We start from the raw sequence: 16,116 nt of genomic DNA, 5'->3' as shown, positions 1-16,116 counted from the left end.
CTTTAAAAAAGGAAATAGCAGCAAATAAATAGAAATATGAATTAACATTTGTTCCAAATAATTGGCTTATCTATTTAGCACCTTGCTCGTTATTGCAGGTTGCTATCTCCTTTTTTGAGATTCTTGATAATTATTTTAAGGCGGCAAAAATAAGCTTTAATGCGATAGACAATTCTTAAAATACGTTAATTTGTATATAAAATTTTTATAGGTTGGGTAGCTTTCTATAAATCAGAAGGAGCTTTTTTTGAAAGTGGATTTCTAGACCAATTTCCCGACCTATTTTTTGTGTTGTATTTTAAAATAAGTTGCATGTAATGACCTTTAATGAAAAGTAGCAATTAGGAGACGAGAAAATGGGTAGCGCACCTGAATAAAAGCAAGTTGTATTCCTTATCTATTCATAGATTTTTAAGTCAATTTGCGCTCCTTGAAATTCTGTAATTGTGTTACCTTTGTAGTTGTGTTAGTAATTTTTACTAAACCAACAAATAAGGTACATACAAGCTTAAGAAATGAAAAGTACCCCTTTAAAAATAGTACTAAAAAAATCTAGTATTGGTTTCGCTTTTATAGGTCTCATGCTATTGGGGTGTACGGCTACCAAACAGACTAAACAGGGAAAAAATTCTTCAGGTTCTCATCAAAATACGACAAGAACTTCAGAACAGAAATATGGTTTTGATGACCATACCAATATTAACCTGAAACTTGAACTAGAAACATCAGTTCCACTTCATCCATTAGATTCCATAATACACAAAGGCACTATTACTAAAGCGAACGAAATTTTGCCGGAGGCTGTTCTAATTCCAGAATTTACAAGGCCTAATATTTTAGAAATTAAAAGTCCAGTTGCAGAAAAAATTGTAGAGAATTATCTAACCAGCCAGAATAAGGAGCCTGGAGGACATTGCCTTTCTGTAAGCAAACACCGTTTTGAACAAGCATACAAAGAAGTTCATGGTCATTTGCCTTATCAAGATTTACCAGACCATATGGCCTCAAAACGCTACACATCTAAACAGGTATTTGATTTGCTTTACGTTTCCGCTTCTGATACAAAACCGGAGTGGCGAAGCCTTCCAGAAGAATATAGAGGTAAAGGCAACGCTGGTGCTATTGCTTATGCTGGTATGGGAACATTGGTAGATACTTCAGGAATCTGGAGTGGCCAATTAAGACCTGGAGCACTCGTGCAAGTTTGGCGTTATAAGGAAGACTATGAACTAGTAGTAAAAGGCGTAGACGTTAAAAAACTAGACCCTTATGGACATTCGTTTGTTTTTATAAGTTATGTACGGGATGATAAAAATGAAATTGTCGGACTTAAAATTGCCGATCAAGGTTTTCAAAGCTACCGACCTTTAGTACCCCAGGATTATGAAGTTTGGTGGGCCGTGAACCTTAGTATTTAAAGGGCATTACGGAGTAAAGCAAAAGTTTAACATTTTCAATGTAATTTCCTCTTAAATAATACGTTACTAAAACATCGCCTAACTCTTAATACACTAAAAAAATTCATGCTATTTTTCTCTTTACTCCTTTCTTTTGGTCTTACAAGCGATTTACCGCCCAAAGCAGAAAATGTGGAAGCCTATAGCTTTACTGTTGAAAAGCCCTTTCCAATAGCGAGAAATAGGAGTTTTAAGGAGAGTTTAGCCTTTGAGTTTAAAACAGATTCAGATAGTATTGCTGTTTCTTATGCCAGCTCTAAAGTAGATGCGGGTAAGCTTCGTTTGCGTTTAAAAGAAGAACTTCGTTTAGGTACTATTTCTCTTGAGACAATTAAAATAGCTTTTGCCAATCAGTTAGTAGATCAGATCATACCGCACTGGTACGGAACTCCTTGGAGTTTTGGAGGTCATACCGCAATACCTAACCAAGGTAAAATTGCATGTGGCTATTTTATATCTACCACCTTACGCGATATGGGTATAAATATCAATCGGTATACATTGGCTCAAAAATCTCCTATTGATGAGGCTAAAATGATTAGTTGTGGAGCTATAATTCACAACGTTGATCAAGATACACCAGAAAAAGCGTTTGCAGAGATTGATGGATTAACGGAAGAAGGCCTCTATTTTATAGGTTTTGATGAAGGGCATGTTGGCTATCTGTTAAAGCGTGACGGCAAATTATTTCTAATCCATTCCAACTATCTTTCTCCAGTATCTGTTTGTATGGAAACACTAGAAGAATCGAGAGTTTTCAAGCGATTTTCTAAATTTCATTTGGTCCCTATTTCTCATAACGATGCTCTTTTGCAACGTTGGTTAGACAAGGGAGCGGTATTGTAATCATTCGCATCAAATAAAAGACTTCGATTTATTTGAGCTACCGATAAATCTAAGCATAATACCAAAATTTAATTCCTTAAATTCGTACTATATCCTATAGCATTTACCAAACTACATGGCCTACGAAAAGGAAAAGAAAGATGTTCTAGATTTATCCAATCAAAACCTCAAAGAAGTACCGAAAAGTATTCTGAAGAATCTTAAATTAAGAGAACTTAATCTAAGTGATAATCAACTCACAGAGTTGCCAGATTTTATTACGGAACTGAAATATTTAGAAGTTTTACATCTTCGCGGCAACAATTTTACTAGTGTTCCTGAATTCTTGCTTCAATTTAGGTATTTAAAAACACTCTCGCTCTCAGAAAATCAGTTAGAAATTATTCCTGAATCTTTCAGTGCATTAACAAACTTAAAAGAATTGGGTTTTGGTGCTAACCCTTTAGTTGAATTCCCGCAGTGGATTGATAAACTCTATGCGTTAAGAGATTTAGCAATCTTTAGTCTTAAATTAAAGAAGGTACCAGAAGTAGTTACGCGTATCAAATACTTAGAAGTACTGTCTTTAGATGGTAATCAGTTAGAAAGCCTACCGGCAAATTTTGCTAATTTGAGGTATTTAAAGGAGCTATGGGCAGCGGACAATTGCTTCGAGTATTTACCTGAAAATTTTGGTAAACTCCATCAATTAGAGAAAATCAATTTTGGAAATGGTCAATTAAAATACCTGCCGGAATCTTTTGGTGAGCTAAGAAGATTGGAGTGGTTAAGTGTTGATGGCAATAACCTGCAAGAACTACCAAGTACAATTGGTTTGCTGCATAGCTTAACTTTTCTAGACCTTAGTTATAATAAGATAAGCAGCTTCCCAAGTTCGTTTTTTAGATTAAATAGGGAAAGTTTGGAAATTTGGTTCAATGGCAATTTATACACGGAAGAAACTAAAGTACTCCTCAAGAACGCTTTTCCGGGTATTGATGAGGATGAATTGGAAGAAGAAGATCCTGAATCAGAAGAATATAAGCACCTAGAAGATATATTTGAATCTCCACCGAATAATTCAATGGCTTCAGAATTAGGTACTGCTGGTTCTGAGACGAATAGCGGCTGTAGTACGTTAGCACTGTTTATTGGAGGAATAATTTTTTTAGGTGGAATAGTGTTTTATACCGTAGTGCTACGTAAAAAAGATCCTATCATAGAAGCTCATAATAAAGCTGTAGAAGCCTATAATGAGGTGGTGACTAGCTATGAGTTGCAACGAGATCATATCCTTAAAAATAACAAGACAATTTTGGTGTATACCAATGATCTAAACTTATTAGAAGCACATATTAGTCCTAATATAGAGGTGTATACAAACCCGTATGCTCCTTCATACACTAACATACAATCTAAAACAGAGGCACTTATAGAACTATTGAACGACAAGAGTTTAGGGTACTAGGTGGTGTTAGATAACGGTAGGGTACAACTAATTCAAGGATATTTCTATGACTCAGTATTCCCACCAGAAACTATGAAAAAATACCGTCTTTTGGCAGATTATAAAATGTCAGCTAGGGAAAAAGAATATAAGAAAAAGCGCATGGCTAAGCATCCTTATATGGAATCTATTAACAAAACGGATACGATATATAATACGGAAGGAGCGGTACTAAGCCATGAGGAACTCGTCAATAGAAAAATGAATTCAGGGATTAATAGGTTAATGGCACCGTAAATAGACTTAGATAATGAGGAATACTATTTTTATTTTTCGCCGTATGATAATAATTATTCCAAAAACGGACTGGCATATTTCTCGTCGTTAATAAACGTATCATCGGTTAAAGTATTTAGAAAATCTACCAAGGCTTGTTTATCCGCCTCAGACAAGTTTAATCGACGAACATTATTACCTTGGGTTAATCTATTATCTAAATTAGGATTGTCTTGTACACCGCTATTGTAATGTTCAACAACTTCTTCTAAAGTTTCAAACCTACCGTCATGCATATACGGTCCAGTTAAGGCTATATTTCTTAATGATGGCACTTTAAATTCACCTAACTCATTGTTGTTTCCTGTAATACCACCGACACCTAAATCTGTTATGGTAGCATCCAATCCATTGTTTCTTGCGTCATCTCCTACAAATACATTAGTAGCATGACAATCAAAACATCGCGTTTGATTACTCATAAACAATTGCTTACCTCTATTTTCAGATGTCGTAAAATTGGGGAAATTGTCATCTATATCTTGGGTCTGAGCTAGCCCTTCATCAAATTTAGATTCGTAAGAAACCATTGATCTTATAAATTGTGATAGTGCCAATGCCACGCGATTGCTTGTAATCGTTTCATCGCCAAAAGCATTTGTAAATAAAGTAGCATAATAGGTTTGTTGCGATAATTTGGCTTCTAATTCAGTTAATGTCAACCCCATTTCTACAAGGTCTTGTATCGGCACTAATGTTTGGGCTTCTAAGGTTGCCGCTCTTTCGTCCCAAAAGAATCTACCATTTGCATAGAATCTAGCATTTGCCAGCCCCATAGAATTTCTTGAGGTTAATTCACCGTCAAATCCTATACTTAATGCATTCGGGTCAGAGAATCCGTTTTCTTGTATATGGCATGAAGCACAAGAAATGGTATTATTCATAGATAAGTTTTTATCGTAAAATAGCACCCTACCTAATGTTGCACCGTCATCGGTAGTCGTGTTATTATTAGGAGTGTTATCCTCATCACCTACCTCATTATCCAAGAAAAAATTTGGCAAAAGTATGTTGGCATAATTAAAAGGTGAATCTGGTAGATTTAGAATGGAATCGTCTACCTCAACAATATCTGATATTTCTTCTTCTACCGTGGTATCAACTTCATTTTCATCTTCAATCAAAACTACTTCCTCAGCTTCAGGAATTTCTATATACTCATCTTTAGCGCAGGAAATAATTAAAAATGTCATTAGACATAAGGTGATAACATACTTTTTCATATTAAATTGATTTTAAAAGGATTGATAAAAATTAAAAAGTAGTTTCTTGTCATTCAGGTCATTTAAATTTTGGAAGGGTAGATGTTTTATAATTGTAAAAGCTTCGCCAGCAATGGCGAAACCTTTACAATCAAAAGTTTATGCTAAAAATTTGGGGAAAGACTGAAGTTGTTGATTGCTGCTGAAATTTCATATCCTAAACGGGCACCTTCATCACTATCAGCTTGTATATGTACACCTAATGGTATTCTTGAATATCCGTTTTCTTCTGCCATTTCAGAAAAAGAATTAAAACTTCTAGAATCGCTTCTAAATTCTGATCGCCCGGCATGGGTTCTATCTATAAAATTGATTGCATCACCACCAAAAATGTCCATAAATACTCCCGATGCCGCTGCTGCAAAGGTTGCATGCCCTGAGGGATAAGCGGGAAAGGCAGGGTTTGGAGATGAAATAAACCGTGCTAAATTCGTTTGAAAATCGTCGCTTATATATTCTAAAATATATCTACTTGGACGCTCCGTGTTGTAAGTATATTTATCATCCCACGCCGAAACCGCTGCGTCGTTCATAGCAAAACCTAATCGCAACAACAATTCTAAGGTTTCTTCATAATCTAAATCTTCTTGTTCTATAAGCTGATTGGCTATTGAAAACTGACGTCCAGGAGGACTCATCATCAAACCCTCTACATCATCTGACCAGAATTCTGAAATCCATAAATCTTCATTATCTTCTAATCGGGCCGTGGTTGCAGTATTTTCTACCTCATCCATTTGATTGTAATATCCACTATTTCTATTCTCATTGTGCAAGAATGGTGGTGGTGTACTAGAAGTCTGTTCTGGAGAAATTACAAAAGTTCGTACCCTGTTCCAATAAGGAAACCATGCGGTTTCTCCCTCAGATGCCGCCCATAGACCCTCACCCACAGGAGCCACATAAGAATCCGGATTGGGGTCTAATTGTTGGGTTTCAGCTTCATTATCCGTTTGGCTATAGGCAATGACCATTTCCGCTACTAATGTTCCCCACTCTTCAGAATCTTCTATTTCTTCTTGAGACAAATTTTCAGATAATTCTTCTGCCATTTCATTTTCTAAAGTAGCAATACCGGCTTTAGCATTGTTGGATACACTGAGCATAAAATGATCAAATACCAAAGCATAACAGGTGTTCAGTGCTAAATTTCTATCAACATTAGCAGCCCTATCATTTTGGTCTAGATTAAAACCTTGCAATTGATTTCTGGTTGATCCATAACCATCCATATCAGCAACTGTTGTTTCATAACCAGCTAAATGAATATAAGCAAGTGCTCTTGCCGTAGTGTTTGGTCTTAAACCGTTAGTGTAACGATCTAATACTAACCACAGATCGTTCCAATCCGTTATAAGCTGCACGGTCTCTTCTGAAGGGTTTAAACCATTGTTGCGATCGTTCTGTCTTCTAGCGGTTAAGGAATCTTGAGCTACGGTTTCAAAATCATCTGTATCCGTCTCGCTAATTTCCAAAACATCTAATTCATCTTTCGCACAAGACTGTACTAATATGACAGATAAAATTAGTAGCACCCATCCTATATTAAAATTTCTCATAATTTTCGCATTAAGGTTAATGTTTATAGAAGGCTATTTTTTGCCTTTTCCTTAATACGTTTTGCTTATGAATCTACCCAACCCTTATTTTAAAAATAAATTAAAATAGTTGTTAGAATACTGATAAAGCGGTAAGATTAAATGGTGTTTTAATATTAGTAGACCACCTAAAACTGTATGCTAAGTTGTAGGTTAGGAGCGAAGCCTATAGTTCTGCGGTAGGGGTTATCTACCGGTGGCTCATTCTGAAATATGTTTACGATATTATCTTGGTCATAAAGATTCACAAATGACAACCCTACAATGCCCTTCCAACCTTTTTTAGCATTTGTGAATTCATATGTTGCTGATAGGTCTAATTGATGCATATTAGGGAAACGATTGGTATAGCCAATATCCAAATCGCTTTGTGAAATTGAGCTATCACTATCAAAATCTGGTACAATTACCGGCATACCGGTAAAATAGCCCCAGGTTACCGACAAATTAAAAGGATCTAAATGCCATAAACCCGTAACATGCAAAATATGGCGTTGATCAAAAAATATTGGCAAGGTTTCATCAAAGTCCGTATTTACATCACTTAGCGAATAACTAAACAAGGTTTCAAAATTGTTCCATCTCCTTTTTACAAACAAATCAGCACCCATACTTTTCAACTTTCCTTTTTGGAGGGAGCTCGTATTGGTTTGTAAAGTTACATTGTTGGTACTTTTACTATACAATTCAAAATCTATTAACCAACCTGATTTATTGTACAAGGCACCTAACATAGTCTGGTAACCCTCAAGTACTGAAGTAGTTTGATCAGGTAGATACCAAAACTGGGTCTGGTTATTAAAATCATCAAAATCGTCTCGAATCTTTTTTTGAATAAATTGATGAGATCGACCTGCCGAAGTTTTTAAATAAAGGGCATTACTTGTTCTAACATTAATTGAAATTCTAGGGTCTGCATAAAACCTTTTATTAGGTTCGTAATAATCGGTATGCATACCAAAATTAGCTGTTATCTTATCGTTCCAATTTTTATTAATAGATAAGAAAGCACTATGAGTTAATGCATCTTGATCTCTACGATTGTCTACATTATTCTCATCATTACGCTCATCGAACCTTAGACTATAATCGGTTAAAGTGTATCCGGTTTCTAGTTCAGTATTTTCGTTTAGCTGTAATTGAATTTCTGTTATGATACGTGTATCATCAATAGTGTTAGCGTATTTTTCAAAACTTGAACGTTCAGATGCTGAAAATCCTTCACTTTTGTTATCTATGTATAATAACGATTTACTGATTCGTGCTTGGACTTTGAGTTTCTCCGACAAGGTGCCTTCCCATTTAATATTCATTCCCCAATTATTCAATGATAAATCCCTGAAATCTTTAATGTCTTTATCCTCAGAATCTTCTAAGGTTGCCGATAAAATATTTTGAATATTGATGTAGCTGATTGTGGCTTTATGATTCTCATTGATATCATAAACCAATTTTGAATTGATATCATAGAAACCAACTTTAAAATTTTCGCTATTGACCTTATTTGCAACATCTTCTAAACGACTACCTTGAAAATTAAGATTAGAAAAGGCGGTAAGTTTTGGAGAATTAATACTCGGGTAATTAGATCTACCGGCTACATATAAAGCAAGCTTATCTCTTAAAATAGGAATTTTTGCCGTAGCACCTGCATATACTGTATTTGCTTGAACGTTATATTCAGTGGAGTCCGGTACAGTATTGCTTGTGGTCATATGAATTAGCCCCCCAACACGACCTCCCCATTCTGCAGAAAGGGTATTTCTTTGAATTTCAATTTCGTTAACTATTGTGGGGTTAAAAGGTGCTATGGCGCCATAAAAATGCCCGTTATGGTAAATGGGAATATCGTCAATTTCAATAAGTGATTGGTCAAATGTACTTCCTCTAAAATTTAAATTACCAGGTTTACCACTTGGCGTATGTACTCCCGGTATATTTTTAACCACATTGAAAACATCACCATCAGTTTCCCCAGCTAGTAAACCCAATGACCTCATATATATATGAAAGGTATTGTCACTAATCTTAGCATTAACGCCCCTTGTCAAATAATCGGTTATTTGAACTTCATTCAAATGAATCATAGCAGGTTCTAAGCGCACAGGTGTTTTTAATGCCCTCAAATCAGAAGCTAGTATATCTAATTTGGAATAAAATGAAGCACGTATATAAACTGAATCTAATGCGAATATATTCTTGATCGTATACCTTGAATTAATAGGATACAAAAAGCGCTCTTCTCCCTTATTAATTTGAATGGTTATATTAGGAATAGCTTCACTATTTTCTGCATCTATAACACTAAATGAAATATCATTTCTAATAGGTACTACCATATATGAGTTGGTTCCATCTTTAATAAATTTGATAGGAGCCTTTTCATTTATATTCGCTAAACAATTTTCTAACGATTCGCAATCATGTGAAGAGGAGGGAAGTATAACTTGATCTAAAAGTGTGTGGTTATAGATAAAATCTACATTATAAGTGGCTTTTAATTCGTCTAAAAAATCTACTAATTTTAATGTAGGACCGTTTTGAGAAAATGATATGCAAGGAAAAAAAATACAACACCAACTAAGAACAAGAAATTGAAGTAATGTTCTGTTATGCTTATACATGGGTCTCATATTATGCTTTATACGTTCAATACTATTCAAAAATAACGGTATTATCTTCTTGAAGCTCGTATTTAATTTCCATTGTGGTAAAAATGGTGTTTAAAGTTTGTTGCAAATCTTTATGCGCTATTGTACCTGTAAACTGAAGTGTATCATACTTTTTAGGAAGATTAACCTCTACATTATAATAGCGTTTCACATCAGCTACAACTGTTTTTAACGGAGTTCTATCATAGGTACTTAAACCATTCATCCATTCCGGACTTAAATATTCGTGTTTATCTTTTTTAAGTTTGCCATTTACTAAAAATACACTTTGCCCTTTCGTAATAATTTCTGAATTGTTTTTATACGAAACTTCTATTTTACCTTCATAACAGTATACCGAAAACTGTTCCTCTTGTGTGCTTATATTAAACTGCGTACCTAACACAGAAACTTGTGCCGTGGGAGTTTTCACTACAAAAGGAGCACCGCTAGTTACGTTAAAAAATGCTTGACCTGAAAGAGTAAGCATTCTTCTGTCCTCCCAATCATCTTTATTAAATGTTATACTTGATGCAGCATCTAATTCAACCAAAGAACCTGTTGGTAGTTCAACTGTTTTACTCTCTGCAATTTTTGTAGCAATAGTAGTGGAACTAATTGTCGTTAAATACCAAACCAAACTACAGGAAAGTAATATAGCTGCACTTGCGGCAATATGTAGCCAATTTTTATTGCTCTTTTTTAATGGAACAACTGTCTTATTCTCTTCCGTTAACCTGGCTAAGCCTGCATCTAGATTAAATGGTTTTACCTTCCAGGTATCTATATCATCAATTACAGTTTTAAGCGCATCTAGTTCACCCGATTCTTTCAGTTGTTCTTTCTCCTCGTTACTTAAACGATCATCCATCCAACGGGCAATTAAATTTTTATCTTCTAAATGCTTGCTCATACTAGTAGTACGTTTAAAAAACTATTTAACCAACCTGCTAAATAGAAAAATCTTTAATTTCTGTAATCGAATTCAATTTTATCAATGCTTTAGAAATTCGTTTTTCTATCGCTGTCTCACTAACTTCTAGTCTTATCGCTATTTCTTTATAAGTAAGCTTTTCTATTCTATTCATTAAAAAAGCCTCGCGTTGCTTTTCTGGTAAATCTGAAATTACGGACTCTAGATTTAATCTAAACTCTTTTGTTCTTAATTTAAAATATGGGTCTTCATTATCTTGTTCCTTAACCAATCCTTTCTCAAATTTTAAAGCAACTTTCTTATTACGTAGTGTATCGATCATTAGATTTCGTGAAATACTATAAAGAAAACTGGCTACTTTTTTATAAACCACCGTACTACATATAGACCACAATTTAACGAAAGAATCATGTACAATATCTTCTGCTCGCTGCATATCACCAAACTTATAGTAAAGATAATTTCGCAAACCTTCTGCATGGGTTCGATAAATGTTATTATAAACGCTCTCTTCGCAAACCGATGGTTCTTGACCCATTCTTTAATATTAAATTATAAAAGACCTATTGTAAATGTATTTCCACAAAAGTAGCTATTACCCATTTATCTGCAAGATACTCAAAAATAAAAAACCTATAGTTTCCTAGTAGTTTTTATGATATTTAATATGCTAAACTAATTTATTTGCTGCAGTTTTGATTGTAAAAAAGAACAATTGATTTTTGAATAAACTTCAATTATTATAAAAAATAGCACCAGAGATGTTGCTAAATCTAGTTTAGCCCCTAATAAGTTCGGAGTGATCTTTTAAATTTCAAACTTAATATATTTGAGATATGAAATACAAGGAATGGACCTTAGATCAGAAGTTAGAAATTCTCTCTAGTTCAGAAGAAATCGGCATCATAGAAGCCTGTCGTAAATACGGAGTTAGTACAGGTACTTTTTATAGTTGGAAGAAGAAACATGAGAGTCAAGGAGAAGCAGGCTTAAAAGTCATCTATGATACTAAAAGTAAAGAACACAAGCAGGCAGAAGAAGAAAACCGAATACTATGTAAGCTTCTAAGCAATAAGGAAATTGAATTAGAAGTACAACGAGAACTTTTAAAAAAAAAGTTTGGAACGTCCGATCCAAGAAAGATTTAGTGAATGCTGTTTATAGCAAGCATAAAATTAGTAAAACCAACATAATTAATATGGTAGGGATGGTTCATAGTAGCTATTACCGTACTCCCAGTTTTGGTAAAAAGGGTAATACTCCTAGTAAACTCACCTATCATAAATCTAGAGGTTGGGTTAATCAAGACGCTGTTATTGCTTCTATAAAAGAGATTTTAAGTCATGAATTTATAGATTGTGGTTACCGATTAATGACTTCTTACTTAAAAAAAGAAGCATACCTGATTAATCATAAAAAGCTCTACAGAATTATGAAAGAACAGGGAATGCTAAAACTAGAGAATCGGATAAACAGGAGTGGTTCTGGGCGTAAATTTGTAAAATTCAGAAAAGTAAATACCTCAAGACCAATGGAATGTTTAGAGATGGATATAAAGATGGTATGGATTCCTAATGTGGGTAAAAACGCTTATTTATTATCCATCATAGACGTACATACTCGTAGAATATTAAAAGACTATTTTTCTTTTTCTATTAAACAGGATAAGGTGATAGCGTTTTTATAAGAGTTGTTTGCAGAATACCAATACCCTGATAACGTCGTTATTAGAAGTGACAACGGTAGTCAGTTTATTGCAAATAATGTACGTGAATATCTTGGACTAATTGGGGTTCAGCAAGAATTTACACATATAGCCACACCAGAAGAAAATGCGCATATAGAAGCCTATCATGGAATACTAAAAAAAGAATATAAGAAAAAGAGCATGGCTAAGCATCCTTATATGGAATCTATTAAAAAAACGGATACGGTATATAATACGTAAGGAGCGGTGCTAAGCCATGAGGAACTCGTCAATAGAAAAATGAATTCTGGGATTCATAGGTTAATGGCACCATTAATAGACTTATATAATGAGGAATACTATTATTATTTTTCGCCGTATGATAATAATTATTCCAAGCAAGAATTTTTAGAAGCCATTGAAGATTTCAAAGTTATGTTTCTAAAAGAGCACAAAAAGAAAGATTTAGGAACCGTGCGAGAGATCGTTATAAAAATTAATTGATATGAAATACCTGACCTTAGCAATCCTATCTTTCTTCAATTTTTTATCATGTGATACTACAACAATGACTTTTGAAATCATGAATCATCCAGAGGTGTTATTTAATACAGCTGTAAACCCAAGAAATCTCACTCTAAATGATATTAAAATAGGGGATTCCGTTACCGTTTTTGATAAAAGTAGGGTAAACATTCGCGTATTTCATTATGAATCTCAAGAGGATAAAAAAGCGAAAGAAATAGATTTTTCTTTGACTAAAGATATAAATGTATCCTATGAAAAAGGATATTATTTTGTTTTAAATTACGGCAGGGTGCAGTCTTTGCTATTGAGTGGTACAGCTTTAAATGCTTATAAAAACATCTCAAAGGAAACTATAGAGCGTGTTTTTGGTAAAGCAGATAAAATAACCATAACTGATGATTGGGATAGTGGCGAGTTAACCTCCACTACTTATTTGTATTTAGACCGAAATATAGAAATCAATTTTGATGATGTTGGCGGAGGAATAGGATTTATAAGTATCGGAGATTTGCCTCGAAGAGATCTACTATTAATTGAAGATGAAAAAGAAAAACTTGAAATAACAAGCTTAGATCTTTCAAATTCAAATCTAGCTGAAGTACCAGAAATCATTAAGGATTTTAAAAATTTAAAAGTATTAAAATTATCCAATAATTCTATTTCAAAGCTCCCAAACTGGATAGGGTCACTAAACCATTTAGAAACATTAGAAATAGAACTAAACAATTTGGAAGGTTTACCCGAAGATATCGGGAAACTGAGTAAGCTTAAAACCATATGGCTGAGTGGCAACAACATAAAAGTGCTACCAGACTCTTTTTGTGATCTAATATCCCTAACAACACTCTCTATTGAAAATAATGAACTTACTCATTTACCAAAGAATATAGGAAACCTATCGAATTTAGAATTTCTTTTTGCCACGGATAATAGCTTATATTATATTCCTGAATCTATAGGGAACATGAAGAACCTTTATTATTTATTTCTAGAGAAAAACAGATTAAAAGATTTGCCTACAGCCATACAGCATTGTAAAAAACTACATAAGTTACGCTTAGCGAAGAATTATATTTTAGAAGAAAATAAAGTAAAAATAGATAGTTTAACGAGTTGTAGCCCATGGTTTGATTTAAACCCTACAAAAACCATAAAGTTTAAAAATTTAAAAGACACTATTATCGCTGTAGATGGTATATATTATTACGTGAAATAAAGGGATGAAATATATTTTAATCGTCCTTCTTCTTCATTCCAAATAATAGTCTAGGGATTTTAAAGGGATAAATTAGCAGCCTATACATAAGTATGATTACAGGAAAAGAAGTTATGAGAAGTACGGCAATTTTGGCGATAATAGAGAGTTCTAATTGAATGATGTAATAGCCCAGAATGACGATGATGGTTTGGTGTAAGACGTAAAACGGGTAAATGGCCTCATTGCATTTTTGTAGGAATACACTTTTTTTATGGAACCAAATTTGTCCATAACCCAGTACTGTCGTTATGAGTGTCCAGCTTACTAATCCGCACACAAGATACCACACGTTCCACCTTGCGTTAATAGAAAGATATGGCGCTATATAGGTGTTGGGCAACAAGTAATAGCCATAAAATATGACCGTACTTAAGATAAAGGCTCTCGCGTTAAATTTCCGGTACGCCTTTAGGTGGGTCCAACTCATATTTGAAGTAGCAAATAGCATTCCCGCTACTAAAAAATAGCCGTAATAAAAGGTAGAGGAGAGGTTTGTAATAGCTTTAGAATCGCTCGGATAGGCTTGTTTTAGAAGCATTGTAATGATCACTAATGGAAGGACCCAAAGTAAGATGCCATATTTTTTAGCCGAAATTGTATCCAAGAACCGTATAATGCTATGAGATTTGGAAGATTTCAGGAACAAAATTAGCGGAATGAGCACTACCGAATACACAAAGAGGTTTTCAATAAACCATAAATGGTTGGTTTCAAAGGCGCCACTTTTATAAACGTCTAAATAAGAACTATAGGTAGCTATATGTTCATAATAGGTTTGCGGGGGAACAATAAACAAAACACCAAATATAAGAGGAATGATTAACCGGGTACTGCGTTCTTTTAGAAACTGAAGCCATGTCCTTTTAGAAAAAGCATATATGGTTCCGGTTCCAGAGATTAAAAAAAGGAGCGGCAATCTAAATTGCTCAAAGAAAACCATAATATCATCCAAAAGCTTACTAGAATCTGCATTCATGATATGAAAAGTATCGCCATTAAATGGCATCCCTATATGGTGAAGGTATACCGCAAGTATGGCAATAACACGAAACCAATCTAAATCATACCTACGTTTCTTTTCTTCCAAATCCTTGTTTTTATGTTGTGAAACAAACCTAAAAACTAATTTGAATGATTTTTTTGATTTGTGATGGCGGACAAGCGAATGTGACGAAATACAAGGGCTGGTGATTACAATTTAGAATACACGGCATTAAAGCGCGCAATAGTAGAACGCGAAACGGGGATTGTAGTAGCGCAGTTTTTCAAGGTTAATTGGTATCCTTGCGCATTGCCAGCAATAGTTTCAATAGCCTCTAAATGTACTAGATAAGAACGGTGTGTTTTAAAAACTTGGGGAGCAATGGGTGTTAACTGTTCTTCTAGTTCTTTAAGCGTCATACGCAGTAGCTTCTTATGAACTCCGGTAGCGGAACGGGTAAACACTTCGGTATAATTACTTTCTACCTTAGCAAAAAGAAACTCACTGCTATGTAGTTCAAAAATCTCTTGGGAGGTTGAATCTTTAATGGAAATAAGCATGTTTTGTGCAGCTTTGGTTTGCTTCTTAGGCAGCTGTTGTATGCTATGGGTATGTAAATGTATCAGCCGCTCTAGATTTAAGGGGAGCACAATAACAATTAATAGAAATCCTATTAAAAAGGTATTCCGTATTTCTTCCCAAAAATAGGTGAAAGACCAATTATCTGGGTTGGTATAAATAAAATCCCGAATTAAAAAACCGGCTATGCCTATAAGTAACAAAATTATGGAGAGGTGAAAAAGTTCTTTACCGAGTGTCCACCTGGTATCTTCTTTTAAGGTACTATCAACTAGCTTAAAATAACAAAAAGCTATAGGCAACGGAATAACAGCATGCACGAGTAGTATGGCTATGGAATTAATTTTATGCTCTGCTACATTTACTACAAAAGGTTCAAAAAAGTACGAGAAGCCAAAACTTAAGACAGAAATAAGCAACAACAAAAAAAGCACTCTTTTGTTATTGTCATAGTAATACGGGTAGGGCGTTGTTAGATACTTCTTAAATTTTGTAAATATATCCTTCATCTAGCAGCTAAAATACTTTTTTATGATAACAATAGTAGGTGAGGAGGCACTTCTTTTTTTTGT

16 protein-coding genes and 1 riboswitch are annotated in these 16,116 nt (G+C 34.3%); of the genes, 9 read left to right on the top strand and 7 right to left on the bottom strand.

The window, feature by feature from the left end; all coding sequences use genetic code 11:
* Nucleotides 1–37 precede the first annotated feature (37 nt).
* A riboswitch (SAM-I-IV-variant riboswitch) is annotated at nucleotides 38–135 on the bottom strand.
* A 380-nt stretch (nucleotides 136–515) separates the two neighbouring features.
* From GQR94_RS19955 to GQR94_RS19940, 4 genes are all read left to right on the top strand, one after another.
* The gene (locus GQR94_RS19955; RefSeq protein WP_158978562.1) at nucleotides 516–1,418 is read left to right on the top strand and encodes a hypothetical protein; all 903 of its coding nucleotides are present in this window, start codon (nucleotides 516–518) and stop codon (nucleotides 1,416–1,418) included.
* Nucleotides 1,419–1,523: 105 nt separating this feature from the next.
* On the top strand, nucleotides 1,524–2,303 hold the full coding sequence (locus GQR94_RS19950) for a hypothetical protein (RefSeq protein WP_158978560.1): 780 nt from the start codon (nucleotides 1,524–1,526) through the stop codon (nucleotides 2,301–2,303).
* A gap of 115 nt (nucleotides 2,304–2,418) precedes the next feature.
* Nucleotides 2,419–3,750 (top strand): leucine-rich repeat domain-containing protein, encoded by a 1,332-nt coding sequence (locus GQR94_RS19945; protein ID WP_158978558.1) that lies wholly within the window; start codon nucleotides 2,419–2,421, stop codon nucleotides 3,748–3,750.
* Between the two features lie 72 nt (nucleotides 3,751–3,822).
* Nucleotides 3,823–4,026 carry a hypothetical protein gene (locus GQR94_RS19940; RefSeq protein WP_158978556.1) on the top strand — a complete coding sequence of 68 codons (204 nt, stop codon included), beginning with the start codon at nucleotides 3,823–3,825 and terminating at the stop codon, nucleotides 4,024–4,026.
* 53 nt (nucleotides 4,027–4,079) lie between these two features.
* Here the strand turns inward: GQR94_RS19940 and GQR94_RS19935 are convergent, their stop codons facing one another.
* From GQR94_RS19935 to GQR94_RS19915, 5 genes are all read right to left on the bottom strand, one after another.
* Nucleotides 4,080–5,288: a cytochrome-c peroxidase gene (locus GQR94_RS19935; RefSeq protein ID WP_233268500.1), complete on the bottom strand. Its 1,209-nt coding sequence runs from the start codon at nucleotides 5,286–5,288 to the stop codon at nucleotides 4,080–4,082.
* Between the two features lie 143 nt (nucleotides 5,289–5,431).
* Nucleotides 5,432–6,886: a vanadium-dependent haloperoxidase gene (locus tag GQR94_RS19930; protein WP_158978554.1), complete on the bottom strand. Its 1,455-nt coding sequence runs from the start codon at nucleotides 6,884–6,886 to the stop codon at nucleotides 5,432–5,434.
* A 167-nt stretch (nucleotides 6,887–7,053) separates the two neighbouring features.
* The gene (locus GQR94_RS19925) at nucleotides 7,054–9,549 is read right to left on the bottom strand and encodes a TonB-dependent siderophore receptor (RefSeq protein WP_158978552.1); all 2,496 of its coding nucleotides are present in this window, start codon (nucleotides 9,547–9,549) and stop codon (nucleotides 7,054–7,056) included.
* A gap of 31 nt (nucleotides 9,550–9,580) precedes the next feature.
* The gene (locus GQR94_RS19920; protein ID WP_158978550.1) at nucleotides 9,581–10,489 is read right to left on the bottom strand and encodes a FecR family protein; all 909 of its coding nucleotides are present in this window, start codon (nucleotides 10,487–10,489) and stop codon (nucleotides 9,581–9,583) included.
* 37 nt (nucleotides 10,490–10,526) lie between these two features.
* Nucleotides 10,527–11,048, bottom strand: coding sequence for an RNA polymerase sigma factor (locus GQR94_RS19915; RefSeq protein ID WP_158978548.1), 522 nt, complete (start codon nucleotides 11,046–11,048; stop codon nucleotides 10,527–10,529).
* Nucleotides 11,049–11,346: 298 nt separating this feature from the next.
* Between GQR94_RS19915 and GQR94_RS19910 the strand changes: the two genes are divergently transcribed.
* The 5 genes from GQR94_RS19910 to GQR94_RS19895 are packed head-to-tail and all read left to right on the top strand — an operon-like array spanning nucleotide 11,347 to nucleotide 13,941.
* Nucleotides 11,347–11,658: a transposase gene (locus tag GQR94_RS19910; RefSeq protein WP_158978546.1), complete on the top strand. Its 312-nt coding sequence runs from the start codon at nucleotides 11,347–11,349 to the stop codon at nucleotides 11,656–11,658.
* The gene (locus GQR94_RS19905; protein WP_233268499.1) at nucleotides 11,658–12,197 is read left to right on the top strand and encodes an IS3 family transposase; all 540 of its coding nucleotides are present in this window, start codon (nucleotides 11,658–11,660) and stop codon (nucleotides 12,195–12,197) included. Before GQR94_RS19910 ends, GQR94_RS19905 begins: the two co-directional genes overlap by 1 nt.
* 3 nt (nucleotides 12,198–12,200) lie before the next feature.
* Nucleotides 12,201–12,458 carry a hypothetical protein gene (locus GQR94_RS22745; RefSeq protein WP_233268497.1) on the top strand — a complete coding sequence of 86 codons (258 nt, stop codon included), beginning with the start codon at nucleotides 12,201–12,203 and terminating at the stop codon, nucleotides 12,456–12,458.
* 39 nt (nucleotides 12,459–12,497) lie between these two features.
* The gene (locus tag GQR94_RS19900; RefSeq protein ID WP_158978543.1) at nucleotides 12,498–12,701 is read left to right on the top strand and encodes a hypothetical protein; all 204 of its coding nucleotides are present in this window, start codon (nucleotides 12,498–12,500) and stop codon (nucleotides 12,699–12,701) included.
* Between the two features lies 1 nt (nucleotide 12,702).
* Entirely contained in the window at nucleotides 12,703–13,941 is a 1,239-nt protein-coding gene (locus tag GQR94_RS19895; RefSeq protein ID WP_158978541.1) for a leucine-rich repeat domain-containing protein, read from the top strand.
* A gap of 16 nt (nucleotides 13,942–13,957) precedes the next feature.
* Here the strand turns inward: GQR94_RS19895 and GQR94_RS19890 are convergent, their stop codons facing one another.
* Nucleotides 13,958–15,070: an acyltransferase gene (locus tag GQR94_RS19890; RefSeq protein WP_158978539.1), complete on the bottom strand. Its 1,113-nt coding sequence runs from the start codon at nucleotides 15,068–15,070 to the stop codon at nucleotides 13,958–13,960.
* 104 nt (nucleotides 15,071–15,174) lie between these two features.
* Nucleotides 15,175–16,053, bottom strand: a complete 879-nt coding sequence (locus GQR94_RS19885) for a LytTR family DNA-binding domain-containing protein (RefSeq protein WP_158978537.1) — start codon at nucleotides 16,051–16,053, stop codon at nucleotides 15,175–15,177.
* Nucleotides 16,054–16,116: the final 63 nt, after the last annotated feature.

The sequence above is a fragment of the Cellulophaga sp. L1A9 genome (assembly GCF_009797025.1).
GTDB lineage: Bacteria > Bacteroidota > Bacteroidia > Flavobacteriales > Flavobacteriaceae > Cellulophaga.
The sequence above is the reverse complement of the archived record's forward strand: the minus strand, read 5'-3'. Positions and strand labels throughout refer to the sequence as shown.